At 64.7% G+C, this 15,508-nt stretch carries 12 protein-coding genes; 10 read left to right on the top strand and 2 right to left on the bottom strand.

Annotation, left to right across the window (positions count from 1 at the left end; all coding sequences use genetic code 11):
• The first annotated feature begins 267 nt into the window (after positions 1-267).
• From N5095_RS02555 to N5095_RS02540, 4 genes are all read left to right on the top strand, one after another.
• The gene (locus N5095_RS02555; RefSeq protein ID WP_267620736.1) at positions 268-954 is read left to right on the top strand and encodes an SCO family protein; all 687 of its coding nucleotides are present in this window, start codon (positions 268-270) and stop codon (positions 952-954) included.
• Positions 951-1,499 (top strand): TlpA family protein disulfide reductase, encoded by a 549-nt coding sequence (locus N5095_RS02550; RefSeq protein ID WP_267620734.1) that lies wholly within the window; start codon positions 951-953, stop codon positions 1,497-1,499. The genes N5095_RS02555 and N5095_RS02550 overlap by 4 nt, the downstream gene beginning before the upstream one ends.
• Positions 1,496-2,161 (top strand): cytochrome c biogenesis CcdA family protein, encoded by a 666-nt coding sequence (locus N5095_RS02545; RefSeq protein WP_267620732.1) that lies wholly within the window; start codon positions 1,496-1,498, stop codon positions 2,159-2,161. Before N5095_RS02550 ends, N5095_RS02545 begins: the two co-directional genes overlap by 4 nt.
• Before the next feature lie 781 nt (positions 2,162-2,942).
• Positions 2,943-4,169, top strand: coding sequence for a CaiB/BaiF CoA transferase family protein (locus N5095_RS02540; protein ID WP_267620730.1), 1,227 nt, complete (start codon positions 2,943-2,945; stop codon positions 4,167-4,169).
• Between the two features lie 625 nt (positions 4,170-4,794).
• Here N5095_RS02540 and N5095_RS02535 read toward each other — a convergent pair.
• Positions 4,795-5,571 (bottom strand): IclR family transcriptional regulator, encoded by a 777-nt coding sequence (locus N5095_RS02535; protein ID WP_267620728.1) that lies wholly within the window; start codon positions 5,569-5,571, stop codon positions 4,795-4,797.
• 355 nt (positions 5,572-5,926) lie between these two features.
• On the opposite strand from N5095_RS02535, the gene N5095_RS02530 reads away from it, so the two are divergent.
• From N5095_RS02530 to capA, 6 genes are all read left to right on the top strand, one after another.
• Positions 5,927-7,120, top strand: coding sequence for an acyl-CoA dehydrogenase family protein (locus N5095_RS02530; RefSeq protein ID WP_267620726.1), 1,194 nt, complete (start codon positions 5,927-5,929; stop codon positions 7,118-7,120).
• 231 nt (positions 7,121-7,351) lie between these two features.
• Complete coding sequence (locus N5095_RS02525; RefSeq protein WP_267620724.1) at positions 7,352-8,866, top strand: acetyl-CoA hydrolase/transferase C-terminal domain-containing protein; 1,515 nt, start codon at positions 7,352-7,354, stop codon at positions 8,864-8,866.
• A gap of 109 nt (positions 8,867-8,975) precedes the next feature.
• Positions 8,976-9,536: a MaoC family dehydratase gene (locus N5095_RS02520; RefSeq protein ID WP_267620722.1), complete on the top strand. Its 561-nt coding sequence runs from the start codon at positions 8,976-8,978 to the stop codon at positions 9,534-9,536.
• A gap of 98 nt (positions 9,537-9,634) precedes the next feature.
• Complete coding sequence (locus N5095_RS02515) at positions 9,635-10,396, top strand: aspartate/glutamate racemase family protein (RefSeq protein WP_267620720.1); 762 nt, start codon at positions 9,635-9,637, stop codon at positions 10,394-10,396.
• 100 nt (positions 10,397-10,496) lie between these two features.
• Positions 10,497-12,287, top strand: a complete 1,791-nt coding sequence (gene capB / locus N5095_RS02510) for a caprolactamase subunit beta (protein ID WP_267620718.1) — start codon at positions 10,497-10,499, stop codon at positions 12,285-12,287.
• A complete protein-coding gene (gene capA, locus N5095_RS02505; protein ID WP_267620716.1) occupies positions 12,287-14,344 on the top strand; it encodes a caprolactamase subunit alpha in 2,058 nt (685 codons plus the stop codon). The genes capB and capA overlap by 1 nt, the downstream gene beginning before the upstream one ends.
• A 241-nt stretch (positions 14,345-14,585) precedes the next feature.
• On the opposite strand, the gene N5095_RS02500 is transcribed toward capA, so the two are convergent.
• Complete coding sequence (locus N5095_RS02500; RefSeq protein ID WP_267620714.1) at positions 14,586-15,503, bottom strand: ABC transporter permease; 918 nt, start codon at positions 15,501-15,503, stop codon at positions 14,586-14,588.
• Between the last annotated feature and the right edge of the window lie 5 nt (positions 15,504-15,508).

The following is a 15,508-nucleotide window of genomic DNA, read 5'->3' as shown; positions in this document are numbered from 1 at the left end:
TGGCGGTGCCGTAAGTCTCTGCTGTCTCTTTGCGGCACCAGCAGCGACAGGTGCAGCCGGAGCCACCGTTGCTGGAGGGGCCACAGCGGCATTCGGTGGCGGCATAATTCGGATCCTTGTCTCAGCAATAGCAGCCGGAATTGTCGGTGTTGCCATCCACCTGTGGCCCTCTTTTTCGTCCTGCGAACGGTAAACACAGACATACCTTCTTTGCTGGCGGTGCAAACCGCCATACAATACTTACTCGGATGGTGGCAAGCCCGGAGTATGAATCGACGAACGTATTTGCAGTCGGTCGCCGCAGCTGGGACTGCTGCAAGTGTCGCTGGTTGTCTTGGCATACTTAATGAACCTAGCGCCGAGGGAACAGTACTTGGCCCGCCGGAACAGGATCGAAGTGCAGCTGCTCATCCGAGCTATGGTGACAAGATGCCCGAGTTCACCGTCCCAGACCCGATTACAGGTGAAGATATCTCAACGGCTGATTTTGAGGGAGAACGAACCATCCTCTGGACATCGTTCTACACAAATTGTCCGGACGGCGTTTGTCCCGCACTCATCCTCCGACTACGGCGAGCACAGGAGGTTGCTGCTCAAGAAGGGTACAGTAACGACGCTGCCTTCCTTGCGCTCACCTTCGATCCCGAGCGCGACACGGCCGACGTCCTTCGCGAGTATGCCGACCAACAGGGCGTTGATTTAGATGCGGGAAACTGGCATTTCCTCCGGCCGGACAGCTACGAATCGGGGCAGGAACTATTAGATGAGCATTTTGGACTCGCTATCGAAAAAGCACCTGCTGAAAAAGTCGAAAATCTCGAGTATGTGTTTCCCCACTATGGATTGATTCTCCTCGCTAACGAGCGTGGAATCGTCGAGCGAGCGTATCCGAACGGTGCGACAGTAGACGTCGAGACAGTTGAGAACGACTTCAAGAAGGTAGTCGAAGCATGAAGCGTCGGGACCTCCTTGCTGGACTCGCTAGTGTCGGGGCAATTGGTAGCGCTGGATTCGTTGCAACCGGTACAATTCCCGACGCCTTCAGCAACGGGGGTGAGACACCGGAGCAAGTTGAGCCGACGACACTCGACACGATTGAAGCGCCAGGAAGCCGTGATGGTGAGGTAACGATTCCCCCCGATAATCAAGCTACATTCGTCGACTTCTTCGGGACTTGGTGTGCACCCTGTGTTGAGCAGATGCCAGCGCTCAGCGAGGCCGAGGACCGAATTGGAGATGAGGTACTATTCGTCTCGGTAACAACCGAAGACGTTGGTGGCTCGGTGAGTGAGGAAACAGTCGTTGAATGGTGGCGTAAAAACGACGGTGATTGGTTGGTCGCTGCCGATATAACTGCTGAACTTGCAGCGAAGCTCAGTGTGGGGGCCTATCCGACTGCTGTGGCGCTCGATTCGACTGGCCGGATTCAGTGGTCTGAGTCCGGCATTCACACTACCGACGAGATCGTCGCGGGTATCCAAACCGCTCTCAATGCATGATCAGCGAGACACTTGTGACAAATGTCTCGTTCGCGCTCACAGCGGGTGTAGCAACGTTCTTTTCACCGTGTGCGTACCCCCTCCTACCGGGCTACGTTGGCTTCTACGTGAACTCTACTGACACCGAAAGCGCCTCTATCACGGGCGCGGGAATTCGAGGCGTGGCTGCCGCGTCGGGCGTACTTGCGACGTTTGCATTGCTAGGCGGGGCAATAGCGTGGATCGGCCACGAGGCACTCTCAGATATCACCATTTTCGAGACGTTGGTTGGTGGATTGCTCATCGTCTTCGGGTTTCTTGTCGCATTTGACCGCGCTCCGTCACTATCGTTATCACTTCCAAAGCGCCGATCAAGCGTTCTCGGCTTCGGTCTTTTTGGCGCGGGATACGCATTAGCAGGTGCCGGATGTGTCGCCCCCGTTTTCCTCGCAGTCGTAGCCCGGGCTATCACCCTCTCGACCGAAGCAGCGACGCTCGTATTAGGAGTTTATGCCGGTGTCGTCGCTGTGCTAATGGCTGCAACAACCGTTGCAACTGGAGTCGGTATCATCAGTAACGCAAATCGCGTAATGGCTCATATCGGATGGCTCAAGCGGCTCGCCGGCGTTGTGATGATCGTCGCTGGGATCGGTCAACTCTATCTATCAGCTATCGTGTATTGATTTGAAAATATTTACCAATGAATAGCTGACACGCCTTCTACTCGATTGATTTAACTATAGTTCTTCAGGGTATAACTCATACTATATGCATTGAGACAACCGGTCTCAACTTCCCGGTCCGCGTGTCGTTCCAGGGAACCGCAGTAGGGATTCTCACGAGCCACTCGTTCGCGCACGTGTTCCGGTTACTGCTCTTCGGTCGAAGCCGTGAACCGCCCTGCAACTCCGACGGCTCACGTGGGTTCGACTCCCGTGACGCCTGTGAGACCGGGCTCAGGTGGGTTCGTGACCACGCCGGCTCGACGGGTTATCGAACGACCTCCGGTCCCGTCCGCCGAACGACCACGACCCGAAGTGGGTGGTTCGACCGAGGCGATGTGTAGTTGAGAGGGGTTGAATCGGTAGAAGTGCTGTGTCGGTAGTTCACGGAAGCCCCCGCACTCGCGACTCGGGCGGCTGGCGAGACTCGTTTCACTCGTCTCGCTGCTTCCCGTTCGCAACGCTCACGGGAATCTCGCTGCGCTCCTCGGCTCGCTCACTGGGTTCGCTCGCCTGCGGTGCTTACGTCGTCCCGAGAGTGCCGACGGCACTTCTCGTGGGCTCACGAGAGCGAAGCTCTCGTGAACGCCGGCCTTCGCCGCGAGCACGGCCCCTTCCGAAGTCCCTCCCAACACCGGCTGTTCGGCCGGTTGTTGCCCGTCTCTGCTCGGTGAGTCGCTTAACTAAACACGACGTCGACCGACGCGACAAGAACTAACCCCCTCCCGTCTGTACGCAGCGTATGACTGGCGAAGCGGAACACCCGACGAGTGAGACAGGGCCGCTCGATGGCCTCACGGTGCTCGACGCCTCGCGTGTCCTCGTCGGCCCGTTCTGTACGATGCAACTCGGCGACCTCGGGGCGGACGTGATCAAGGTCGAACGGCCGGACGGCGGCGACCAGACGCGCGGCTGGCACCCGCCGACGTACGGCGACAGCGAGGAGAGCGCGTACTACCTGAGCGTCAACCGCAACAAACGCTCGGTGACACTGAACCTCGCCACCGAGGCGGGCCGTGAGGTCTTTCGCGACCTCGCGAGCGAGGCCGACGTCCTCGTCGAGAACTTCCGCGTCGGGACGATGGCGGAGTGGGGTCTCGGTTACGGGGGCCTCCGGGAGTCGAACCCGGGACTGGTCTACTGCTCGCTCTCGGGATACGGCGAGTGGGGGCCCCACCGCGACCGCCCCGCCTACGACGTGATGATGCAGGCGGAGGGCGGCCTGATGAGTATCACCGGCGAGGAGAACGGCCCGCCCGTCCGGGTCGGCGTCGCGGTCGCCGACATCGGTGCGGGGATGTACGCGACGCAAGCGATCCTCGCGGCGCTCCTGGAGCGGGAACTCGGCGACGGGTCGGGCCAGAAGGTGGACGTGAGCCTCCTCGACGGACAGGTAGCGTGGACCTCGTACATGGCCTCCAACTACTTCGCGACGGGTGACACGCCGGGGCGGATGGGGTCGCGCCATCCGACCATCGCCCCGTATCAGGCGTTCGAGACGCGGGACGGGTACGCGGTCGTCGCCTGTGCCTCCGAGCACATCTGGCCGCGGTTCTGTGCCGCCGTCGACAAGTCCGACCTCGCCGATGACGAGCGCTTCGCTACCAACGCAGACCGCGTCGAGCACCGGGAGGCGCTGGACGCCGCACTCGAGCCGTTCTTCGCCGAGCGCACCACCGACGAGGCGGTCTCACGGCTCCGCGAGCACGACGTGCCGGTCAGTCCGGTCAACGACATGGCCGACGTGTTCGACCATCCGCAAGTGCACGCTCGTGGGATGCACCAGTCCGTCGACCATCCGACCGCCGGCGAGGTCGAGATGCCGGGCAGTCCGATGCACTTCTCGCGGTCACGGGCCGGTATCGACCGCCATCCGCCGCTTCTGGGCGAACACACCGAGGAAGTCCTGCGGGCGTACGGGTACGAAGAACGGGATCTCGGCCGGCTTCGCGACGTGGGTGCTATCTGACTCGGCGCTCGTCGGCGGTAGAACGGACGGACCGTCGACGACGAGTTCGACGCACGCACTACCGGTCACTAGCGCATAAGAGATTGCACTCGGATTCATCGTTTTGAATCGAGCCCGGACAGAAAACACCGATATATGATGAAATCGCGAGCGCATACTGCGCAAATACACTACGAACCTAAAATTACTGTGAGATATAAATATGTAGGGCGCAGAATCTAATGTATCGAAGTTACTTATTGTGCTCTTCGGCACGGCACTGGTCTAAAAGTGCCGTATAGGTACGAAGACTCCAGAGAACTACTAACTTATCTGTCACTGAAGTCAGCTATGCGGCCACTCCAAGTCGCGGTGTATTCAATTAATAACATCGAATATTTGCACCCGCCTCACCCGCCTGTGGCGGATCCCGCGAGCGACGCGAGCTTTCGTATCACAACACTATATCTGTTATTCTATCGTCCTCTCGGTTCGACCTCAGCCGAATCGACGGTCGATGAGCGCCGTGGGTCGGAGGGTGCCTCGTTCATCGAAGACTGCCTGCCGACGCGGGGGTTCGCCTCTGCCGAATGCTTCGGGAGGAGTCACGTTCCGGAAACTGCGTTCGAGGACACGCGGACCCGGGTCAGGACGGGTACGCGAGGTTCAGTTCGATTTCGTTTGCCAATCCCAGCATGTACTCCGGGACTTCCTTCTCCAGACGGTTGCCCTTCAGGCGGTGGGAGGGTCCGGAGACGCTCAGTGCACCGAGGACGCCGCCGTCTGCGCTCCGTACGGGGACGCCGACCGCGTTGAGTCGCTCCAGGTTCTCCTCCCGGTTGAACGCGAAGCCGCGTTCCCGAATCCGACGGAGCTCCTCGATGAGAGCACGTTCGTCGGAGATGGTGTGAGCCGTCACCTGCTCCAACCCCTGTCGCCGGACGATTTCCTCGACGCGAGACTCGGGGAGAAACGCCAGGATAGCCTTCCCTGCCGCGGTCGAGTGGAGACAGATGCGCTTTCCGACGCCGGAGTCGGTCCACACCGCGCGGTTCCCCGTCTCGCGGTAGAGGTAGACGCCCTCCCCGTTCTCCTCGACGATGAACTGTGCTCGCTCCTCGAACCGGTCGGCGAGATTCGTGACGTAATCGCCGAGGAGCCGGTAGTCGGCTCTCGTATCTCGTATCTGTTCGCCGAGTTCGAGGAAGCGCCAACTGAGTCGGTAGACCCCGTCCTCGTGGACGACGTAGCCGAGGTTCCGCAGCGTGGTGAGATAGTTGTGAGCGGTACTGCGCGCGAGGTCGAGCGCCGTGGCGACCTCGCCGACGCCGGTGATCTCCTCCTCACGTAAGAGTTCGACGACGGCGAACGCCGTCTCGACCGACCTGATGTTCGTCGTGTCCGACGAGGAGCTGTGCGCCATGTTCTACCCTCCCATCGCCGTTGAGCGTATAAATAAATTCGCCCTGTTGAGGCCGTATTCGACGTTCGGAGACCGGATTTCGTTGGGTAACGCATGTTCCACCATTTCCGAACAGGACCTGGAATCGCGTTATTCCCGGACTTCAGGTCCCATAGAGGCCGAATACTGGCTATCAGACCTTCGGCACACTCGGAGAGCGAACGGCTCGATTCGAAGCTGAATGGCATCCTCGGACCCTCTACACGCCGTTCTCTCCGAATCCACTCCTGCCGAACCGAATGCCGACCCTGTGGGAGAACGCTCGAACGCTACCACGACACACACCCTTATTACGGACGGTCACATCTCTCCGCCGATGGCTCCAGAAGCGGGTATGAGCAGCGAGCAGTCCGCAGTCCAGGCCGAGGTCCTGGAGCTGTGTGAGCCGTTCGACCGGGCGTACTGGCGCGATTTGGACAGGGAGGGGACCTATCCGCACGAGTTCGTCGACACACTCGGCCGGGCGGGATGGCTCGGCGTTCTCCTTCCCGAGGAGTACGGGGGAAAGGGGCTGGGCACGCCGGAAGCCGTCGCGATGATGGAGGCGGTGGCTCGGTCGGGCGCAGGGTTCAGCGGCGCACAGGCCGTCCACGCCGCCATCTACAACTCGGCACCGCTGGTGAACTACGGGAGCGAGGAGATGAAATCGGAACTGCTCCCGGCGGTCGCCGCGGGCGACGCCTGGATCCAGTGTTTCAGCCTCACCGAACCGGGCGCAGGCTCGGAGTCGACCGCCATCACGACCGAAGCAGTTCGTGACGGCGACGAGTACGTGGTCAACGGGGAGAAGGTGTGGACCTCCCGACTGGACGTCAGCGACTACCTCGTTCTCGTCGCCCGCACCACGCCGCGCGAAGCAGTCGAGAAGAAGACGCAGGGGGTCTCGCTGTTCCTCGTCGACATCGAACGGGGCCGCGAGGAGGGGAGCATCGAGGTCGAAGCGATCGACAAGACCGTGAGCAACGTCGTCACGTCGTTCCGCGTCACCTACGACGACCTCCGAATCCCCGCCGAGAACCTCATCGGCACCGAGGACGAGGGGTTCTACCACGTCCTCGACGGGCTGAACGAGGAGCGCCTCGTCATCGCCGCGGAGTGCGTCGGCCTCGGCGAGGTGGCGCTCGAGCGCGCGGCCGACTACGCCGGGACTCGCGAGGTGTTCGGCCGCGCAGTCGGGCAGAACCAGGCGATACAGCACCCCATCGCCCGAGCCTACGCACACGTTCACGCCGCAAAGCGCGTCACGTACGACGCCGCCGCCGTGGCAGCCGACCTCTCCCAGAAGGAAGTCGGGGTGCGAGCGAACACCGCGAAGTACCTCGCCTCGGAGGCGGCGTACATGGCCGCCGACGCCGCGGTCCAGACCCACGGCGGGTTCGGCGTCGCCCGCGAGTACGACGTGGAGCGGTACTTCCGCGAGGCCCGACTCACTCGACTCGTCCCCATCACCCAGGAACTGGTCCTCAGCTACCTGGGCGAGACGGTGTTCGACCTGCCGCGGTCGTACTGACCGCCGGACGCGGGCACGCCGGAACTCGACGGACACGCCCTGCGACGTGTCGTCGACCGTGCCTCGAGCGGCCGCGCTCCCCCGTCGACGACGCGAGTCACGGGAACATTTAACACGGTCGGTCGTCAGTTTCTCACTCTATGAGGGCAGACAGCGGGGCGGACATCGAGCACCGGCGACACGTCGACACGGGCCGTCGGCGACGACTTCCCCCGACGAGTGGGTGGTGAGATGGCGACCGAGACACGGCTCGGAGGCGACCTCCCCGTCGTCGACGCGGAGACGGCTGCGGCGGGTATCGGCACCGAGGACACGCTGCTGACGAGCGGGTTCGGCCGGGCGGGGTACCCGAAGGCCCTGCCGCTCGCGTTGGCGGCGAGCGACCGGGAGTTCTCGCTCACCGTCGTCAGCGGGGGCAGCGTCGGCGACGAGATAGACACCACGCTGGTCGAGGCGGGCGCCGTCGCTCGACGGTACCCGTACCAGGCCACCGCGAGCGCCCGCGATGCCGTCAACGACGGGTCGGTCGCCTTCCACGACCGGCACATCTCCCGGCTGGGCGACGAAGTCGCGCTCGGATACCTCGGCGGTCGAAACAGGGAGAACACGGAGGACGGGGTCGGAAGTGGAAACGGTGACGGAACGCGGGGCGAGACCGTCGCCGTCGTCGAAGCCGTCGCCGTCGGTGCGGGCTGGTTGGTGCCGACGACTTCGGTCGGTCACACTCCGTCTTACGTCCAGGCCGCCGACCGAATCGTGGTCGAGCTGAACCGGACACAGCCCGTCGAACTCGAAGCGCTACACGACGTGTACAACCGGGCGTTGCCGCCGAACAGGGGGACCATCCCGCTGTCGACCCCGGGTGGACGCATCGGCTCGCCCCGGGTCCCGTTCGACCCCGACAAGCTCGAGGCGGTCGTCGAAACCGACCGTCCGGACAGCCCCTACGAGTTCCGCACGCCGACGGCGGTGGACGACGGCATCGCGGAGAACCTCGCCGGCTTCCTCGCCGGGGAACTCGACCGGAACCCCGTCTTCGCCGACGCGGTGAACCTGCAGTTCGGCGTCGGGAGCCTCGGCAACGCGTTGATGTCCTCCTTCGCGGACGTGGCGTTCGGCGACCGCGACGTGGCGTACTTCGGCGAGGTCATCCAGGACGGCCTGCTCGACATGCTCGACGACGGTGTCCTCGACAGTGCCAGCGCGGCGTCGCTCGCGCTCTCCGCCGAGGGCCAGGAGCGGCTGTTCGGGGACATCGAACGGTACGCGGAACAGGTCGTGGTGCGGAACGCGGACGTGTCCAACAGCCCGGCGCTCATCGACCGCTTCGGCGTCCTCGCGGTGAACAGCGCGCTCGAGGTCGACGTGTACGGCAACGCGAACTCGACGCACCTCTCGGGGACCCACGTCGCCAACGGCATCGGCGGCAGCGGCGACTTCAGCCGCCACAGCGCGCTCGGCGTTCTCGCGCTCGGGTCGACGGCGAGGGACGGGGCGATATCGCGGGTCGTCCCGATGGTTCCGCACGTCGACCACACCGAACACGACCTCGACGTGGTGGTCACCGAGCAGGGCGTCGCCGACCTCCGGGGACTGGCCCCGCGCGAGCGGGCGAGGGAACTCGTCGAACAGTGTGCCCATCCGGACTACCGCGGGCCGCTGGAGGCGTATCTCGACCGGGCGAACGAGGGCGGCGGGCACATCCCTCACGACCTCGAAGAGGCGGCAGCGTGGTACACACGATGACCCTGCGGCTACTGTCCGAGCCAGCACGAACGCTAACGCTGGTCCGACCGGCGAACCTACCCGGAGGCAAACCTTCAGATATCAGTACGTCGTGGGTACGAATCGAGCCATGACAACAGACGACACGCACGAGCGACGACTCGTCGGCGGGTGGGAGGGCCGGTACTACGAGGACTTCACCGTCGGTGATATCTACAAGCACCCGTACGGCAGAACGGTGACCGAGACGGACAACGTGTGGTTCACGAACGTCTCGATGAACCTCAACCCGATGCACTTCAACGAGGCGTACGCCGCCGAGACGGAGTTCGGCGAGCGCCTCGTCGACGGGACGTTCGTCATCGCCCTCGCCGTCGGGATGAGCGTCATCGACGTCTCCGCGAACGCGACGGCGAACCTCGGTTACGACGAGATACGACACCACGGCCCCGTCTACCACGGCGACACGCTGTTCGCCGAGAGCGAGGTGCTGGCGAAGCGCGAGAGCTCCTCCCGGGAACACGTCGGCATCGTCACCACCGAACTCCGCGCGTTCAACCAGGACGACGACCTCGTCCTCTCGCTCGAGCGGACGCCGATGGTGCTCAAACGTGAGCACGCACAGCCTTCGCCGGCGAAGCCGACGGGGTGGCCCGAGGGAATCGGCACCCAGCCCGAGGACCTGAACTGAGCGCCGGCCCCCGGAACCGACGGTAGGCATTTACCGACCCGGCGTAGACTGGTAGCAGACCACACGATTCGCGGCGTGGTCGTAACCAGTTCGAACCCATGCGCATCAAAGTCATCAACCCCAACACGACGCAGGCCATGACCGACAACATCGGTCGCGTCGCGGACCGCTACACCGCCGACTCCACCGAAGTAGTCGCCGTGTCGCCCGAGCGCGGCCCGGCGAGCATCGAGTCGTACTACGACGACTACCTCGCGGTGCCGGGGCTGCTGGAGGAGATTCTGAGAGAGGAGAAGGGGGTGGAAGCGAAGGAGGGCGACGACGCGTTCGACGCGTACGTCGTCGCCTGCTGGGGCGACCCCGGAATCGAGGCGTGCCGGGAGGTCACGGAGAAGCCGGTCGTCGGCATCGCCGAGGCGTCGATGTACGTCGCCAACATGCTCGGCGCGCGCTTCTCGGTCGCGACCATCCTCCCGCGGGCGAAGGACTTCATCGAGGCCGCCGTGGTGAAGACCGGCCTCGAATCGAAGTGCGCCTCCGTCAGGTGTACCGACCTCACCGTCATCGAGACCGAGGAGGCCCGCGAGGCCACCGTCGAGGGGCTACTGGAGGTGAGTCGTCTTGCAGTCGAGGAGGACGGCGCCGAAGCCATCTGTCTCGGCTGTGCCGGGATGGGTGGGCTGGACAAGGCGCTGGAGGCCGAGTTACCGGTGCCCGTCGTCGACAGCGTCGGTGCGGGCGCCGTCCTCGCGGAGTCGCTCGTCAGCCTCGGGAAGTCGACGAGCAAAGTGATGACCCACAAGCGCCCGGAGTCGAAGGAGATGAGCGGGTACCCGTCGCTGTTCGAGTTCACCGAGTAGGCGTATCACGAGGTGCGGGACCGGCGAACCGACCGACGGGTCCGACCGAGGTGCCCGACTCTCCGCTACAGCTAAGACGCCGTGCGTGTGAGTAACTGTGATGCCGGAGATAGACCCCATCACCCTCTCGGTCGTCCAGGGCTCCCTGGAGACGGCCCAGCGGGAGATGACGACGACGATGATGCACACCGCTCGGTCGAGCGTGCTCAACATCGCCCGCGACTACTCGAACGCCCTGTTCGACGCCGAGGGCCAGATGCTCATTCAGGGCCAGGACATCCCCATCCACCTCGGGAGCCTGATGCCGGCGACGAAGGCCGTCATCGAACGCTTCGAGGGCGACGTTGCCGAGGGCGACGTGATGTACCACAACGACCCCGCCCACAGCGGGAGCCACATCCTCGACTGCTGTATGTACAAACCCGTCTTCGTGGACGGCGAGTTGCGCTACTGGACCGTCTCGAAGGGTCACGTCACCGACATCGGCGGGCCCGTCCCGAGCGGCTACAACCCGGAAGCGACCGAGATATACGCGGAGGGACTCAGGATTCCGCCCGTCAAACTCTGGGAGGGCGGGGAGGTCCGCGAGGACGTCCGGGACCTCCTGCTCGCCAACGTGCGCTCTGAAGAGGACTGGAAGGGCGACCTCAACGCCCAGTACGGCGCGGTAAACATCGGCGAGCGCCACCTCCAGCGACTGGTCGACCGCTACGGCGGCGAGACCGTCGACGCCTGCTTCGACCGCCTGCTCGACCGCGCGGAGTCGGCGATGCGCGAGGAGTTGGAGACCATCCCCGACGGCACCTACGAGGGGACGGTCCCGCTCGAAGATTCGGGCCACGGACTCGGCGAAATCGAGATTACGGCCCGAGTCACCGTCGACGGTGACGAGGCGAGCGTCGAACTCGAGTCGCCCGAACAGGTGCCGTACTACATCAACTCCTACGAGGCCAACTCCGTCAGCGGGGTGTACCTCGGGTTCATGATGCTTCTCCAACTCGACCCGCCGTACAACGAGGGGCTCTATCGACCCATCTCCGTCGACGTCGGTGAGCCGGGAACCGTGACGAACGCCGAGACGCCGGCCCCGCACGTCAACTGTACGACGACGCCCAGCGAGACCATCACCGACGCCGTACGGACGGCGCTCGAAGAGGCGGTTCCCGAACGCGCCGTGGCCTCGTGGGGACACACGAGCGGCGTGAACATCGCGGGGGAGAACCCCGAGCGCGGGACCCCCTACACGACGATGGTCCTCGCCTCCATCATCAGCGGGGCCGGCGCCGCCCACGACATGGACGGCTGGCACTCCCGTGGCCCGCTCTGCTGTTTCGGTGCCCTCTCCAGCGGGGACGTGGAGATTATGGAGCACATGTACCCCATCGTCCTCCACCGCTACTCACTGCGCCCGGACAGCGGCGGGGCAGGTAGACAGCGCGGCGGGTGTGGCACCATCTGGGAGGTCGAACCGCGCGACCACGAGATGCAGGTCATCATGTGGGGTGAGGCCCGGAAGACGGAGACGCCGAACGCACTCGGCGCCTACAATACCCTGCGCGAACCCAAACTCGGCCGCGTCGAACACGAAGGCGAGGACGGCGAGGTCGAGGAGTACCGCGAGAACGCCATCCTCACCGTCGCCCCCGGCGAGCGCGCGCGGAACTACAACCCCGGTGGCGGGGGCGTCGGTGACCCAACGACCCGGCCCGTCGAGGCCGTCGCCGAGGACGTGAAACAGGGCATCGTCACGCACGAGGGCGCAAGAGAGGAGTACGGGGTCGCCGTGCGGGAAGACGGGAGCGTCGACGAGGCGGAGACCGAACGACTGCGAGCGGGCCGGGGGAACGAGAGCCCGGAGGAGAGTGGCCCGGTTCCGGGAGGTGAGCGCTGATGTACCGCCTCGGCATCGACAGCGGTGGCACGTTCACCGACTTCGTGCTGGCCGGCGACGGCGACGTATCGGTGTACAAGACACCATCGACGCCGGACGACCCGGCGCAGGCCGTGAAGGACGGACTGGCGCTCGTCGCAGACGACCTCGACACGGACGTACCGGGACTGCTCGCCGACATCGACATCGTCATCCACGGGACGACGGTGGCGACGAACGCGCTCATCGAACACACCGGCGCGAAGGTCGGGTTACTCTGCACCGAGGGCCACGAGGACTCCCTCGAAATCAGGCTGGGCCACAAGGAGGACGGCCACCGCTACGACATGACCTACCCGATGGCGGAGATGCTCGTGCCTCGCCACCTCCGGGTGCCGGTCGGCGGGCGCGTACTCTCGGACGGGAGCGAGCACGCTCCGCTGGACGAGGCGGACGTGTACGACGCCGTCGAGCGTCTCCGCGAGGCCGACGTCGACGCCGTCGCCGTCTCGCTCGTCTGGTCCTTCGAGAATCCGAGTCACGAGGAGCGCGTCCGCGAGATACTCGCCGAGGAGCTTCCGGGCGTCCACACGTCGTTCTCGGTCGACGTCCTGCCCCAAGTGCGCGAGTACACCCGGACGAGCACGACGGTCGTCAACGCGTACGTGAAGCCGACCCTCGACCGATACGTCGAGCGCGTCGAGGGGTACTTACAGGAGAACGGGTTCGAGGGTCAGACCCGCTACATCCAGGCCAACGGCGGCATCACGAGCAGCGAGGGGCTCCGGGAGCGCCCGGCGTACGCCATCAACTCCGGCCCCGCGGGCGGCCCGGCGGCGGGTCGCCACCTCGGCGCGAAGTTCGGCTCCGAGGACGTCATCACGGTGGACATGGGCGGGACGAGCTTCGACGTGAGCCTCACGAAGGACGGCTCCACCGAGATACGGAAGGACTTCGACCTGATGCGCTACCGGATGGGGCTCCCCATGCTCCAGGTCGAGACCATCGGCGCCGGTGGCGGCTCCGTGGCGTCGCTCGACCGGGGTGTGCTCACCGTCGGCCCCGAGAGTGCGGGCGCGGACCCCGGCCCCGCCTGCTACGACCGCGGCGGGACCAAGCCGACGACGACGGACGCGCTCGTCGTCCTCGGCTACCTCAACCAGGAGGAGCTACTGGGCGGACGCATGAAGATAGACGCGGACGCCTCTCGGCGAGCCATCGAGGGACACGTCGCCGCCGACTCCCAGCTCGACGTCGAGTCGGCCGCCGCCGGCATCCTCGAAATCGTCAACAAGAACATGGTCGACGGTATCCGGCAGGTGAGCATCGAGAAGGGCCACGACCCCCGTGACTTCGCGATGGTGGTCGGCGGCGGCGCCGGTCCCGCCCACGCGACCGGCCTCGCCGACGAACTGGGCATCGGCCGCGTGCTCGTCCCGAAGACCTCGAGCGTGTTGTGTGCGTACGGCGAGGTCGTCTCGAACTACAAGCACAACCGCCTGGCCTCCTACCCCTCGCCGGTCGAGGCCATCGACCCCGCGGACCTCGAGGCCCGCTTCGCCGAGCTGGAAGCGGAAGGGGTCGGGCAGCTCCGCGCCGAGGGCATCGACGAGGCGGATATCAGTCTCCAGCGCGTCTTCGAGATGCGCTACCGCAACCAGATCAAGGAGTGTGAGGTGACGCGGCCGGCGACGGAGATAACCGACGAGTGGCTCTCCGAACTCCGCGAGGCGTTCGACGAGCGCCACGAGGAACTGTACACCTACGCTGAACCCGAGACGGGGGTCGACCTGATCAACGTCGAGAGCGTCGCCATCGGTCGAGTGGACCCGCCGGATATCTCGGGTGGGCTGCCGACCGGCGACGACGCCGAGACGGCGCGGGTGGCGACTCGCGAGGCCTACTTCGAGGAGACCGACGGCTTCGTCGAGACGCCGGTGTACGACGGGAGCGCCATCCCGGTCGACGTCGACGTTGAGGGGCCCGCAGTCGTCGAGGAGGATACGACGACCATCGTCGTCAATCCCGGCTGGAGCGCCCGCCTCGACGACTCGGGCGTGTACGAACTGACGAGGTAGTCCGATTCGCGGTCGCTGTTTTTTGGCACCATCGGCTCGGTAGCGGCTCCTGCCACCGTCGTCGTGGTCCTCGCGCTCGTCACGGTCGGAGCTGACCGAGTCGATGCACGCGACATGAGACGGCTCGGAAGGTGGCCGTTCCGCCATCTCCGACGTCGAGCCAGCCGATACCCGGCCGTCACAGCCGCCGTCGGCACTGGGACGTGGAGCACGTCGAAAAAGGCCGCATCGCAGTTCGGCTCTAACTCTTCGCGATTTGGCTGATGTCGACGAAGCGCGTCAACACGTAGACGATGGCGAAGATGACGACGAGCAGCGCGATGGAGAGCGCGGCCGCGTCGGGGTAGTTGAGTCCGTTGTTCACCGAGAGGTAGATGAGCGTCGTGATGGTCCCTTCACCGCCGCTGAGGAACTGCGGGACGGTGAAGTCCCCGATGGAGAGGACGAACACGAAGATGACGCCGATGACGACGCCGGGCATCGACAGCGGGAGCGTCACGTAGCGGAACGTCTCCACGGGGTTGCCCCGGAGCGTCTCCGAGGCGTCGAGCAAGTCCTCGTCGATCTGCGACAGCGAGATGTAGATGGGCGCGGCCATGAACACCACGTACGCCGCGAGATAGCCCACGATCTGGGAGAACGGCGAGAACAGGAGCCACCCGAGCGGCGCCTCCACCAGCCCCCACGACACCAGCAGCTTGTTCACCACCCCGGTGCGCCCGAGGATGGGGTACCAGCCGATGGTCCGGACGACCGCCGAGGTCCAGAACGGGATGACCAGAAACAGCAGCAGCAGGATGCCGCCGTTCTGGCTGGTGTAGAACCGCAGGTAGTACGCGAGGGGGTAGCCGAACAGCAGCGTCACGGCGGTGACCGCGACGCCGATGACCAGCGACCGCAGGAACACGTCGTAGATGGTCGGCTCGAACACCGACTCCCACGCCGAGAGCGTGAGCGTGTGTTCGACGCTGAAGCTCGTGTAGGTCAGGAAGCTGTAGTAGAGGATGACCAGCAGCGGCGCAATGAGGAACAGCGCGAACCAGGCGACCGTCGGACCGACCAGCGCCTGGACCTCGCCGAAGCTCGCGCGTTTGACCCGCTCCGCGAGCGGCGCTCCGCCCTGCTGTACCGTACCGTCGTTCGTCTCTTGACTCGCCATGTGAC

This window comes from Halobium salinum (genome assembly GCF_026586625.1).
Classification (GTDB): Archaea; Halobacteriota; Halobacteria; order Halobacteriales; family Haloferacaceae; genus Halobium; species Halobium salinum.
Note: the sequence above shows the minus strand (reverse complement) of the source record. Positions and strands in the feature narration are given on the sequence as shown.

Bases quoted from the DNA above. Each gene is read 5' to 3' on its own strand.
- N5095_RS02555 (WP_267620736.1), top strand. From the start codon at position 268: ATGAATCGACGAACGTATTTGCAGTCGGTCGCCGCAGCTGGGACTGCT.
- N5095_RS02550 (WP_267620734.1), top strand. From the start codon at position 951: ATGAAGCGTCGGGACCTCCTTGCTGGACTCGCTAGTGTCGGGGCAATT.
- N5095_RS02545 (WP_267620732.1), top strand. From the start codon at position 1,496: ATGATCAGCGAGACACTTGTGACAAATGTCTCGTTCGCGCTCACAGCG.
- N5095_RS02540 (WP_267620730.1), top strand. From the start codon at position 2,943: ATGACTGGCGAAGCGGAACACCCGACGAGTGAGACAGGGCCGCTCGAT.
- N5095_RS02535 (WP_267620728.1), bottom strand. From the start codon at position 5,571: ATGGCGCACAGCTCCTCGTCGGACACGACGAACATCAGGTCGGTCGAG.
- N5095_RS02530 (WP_267620726.1), top strand. From the start codon at position 5,927: ATGGCTCCAGAAGCGGGTATGAGCAGCGAGCAGTCCGCAGTCCAGGCC.
- N5095_RS02525 (WP_267620724.1), top strand. From the start codon at position 7,352: ATGGCGACCGAGACACGGCTCGGAGGCGACCTCCCCGTCGTCGACGCG.
- N5095_RS02520 (WP_267620722.1), top strand. From the start codon at position 8,976: ATGACAACAGACGACACGCACGAGCGACGACTCGTCGGCGGGTGGGAG.
- N5095_RS02515 (WP_267620720.1), top strand. From the start codon at position 9,635: ATGCGCATCAAAGTCATCAACCCCAACACGACGCAGGCCATGACCGAC.
- capB (WP_267620718.1), top strand. From the start codon at position 10,497: ATGCCGGAGATAGACCCCATCACCCTCTCGGTCGTCCAGGGCTCCCTG.
- capA (WP_267620716.1), top strand. From the start codon at position 12,287: ATGTACCGCCTCGGCATCGACAGCGGTGGCACGTTCACCGACTTCGTG.
- N5095_RS02500 (WP_267620714.1), bottom strand. From the start codon at position 15,503: ATGGCGAGTCAAGAGACGAACGACGGTACGGTACAGCAGGGCGGAGCG.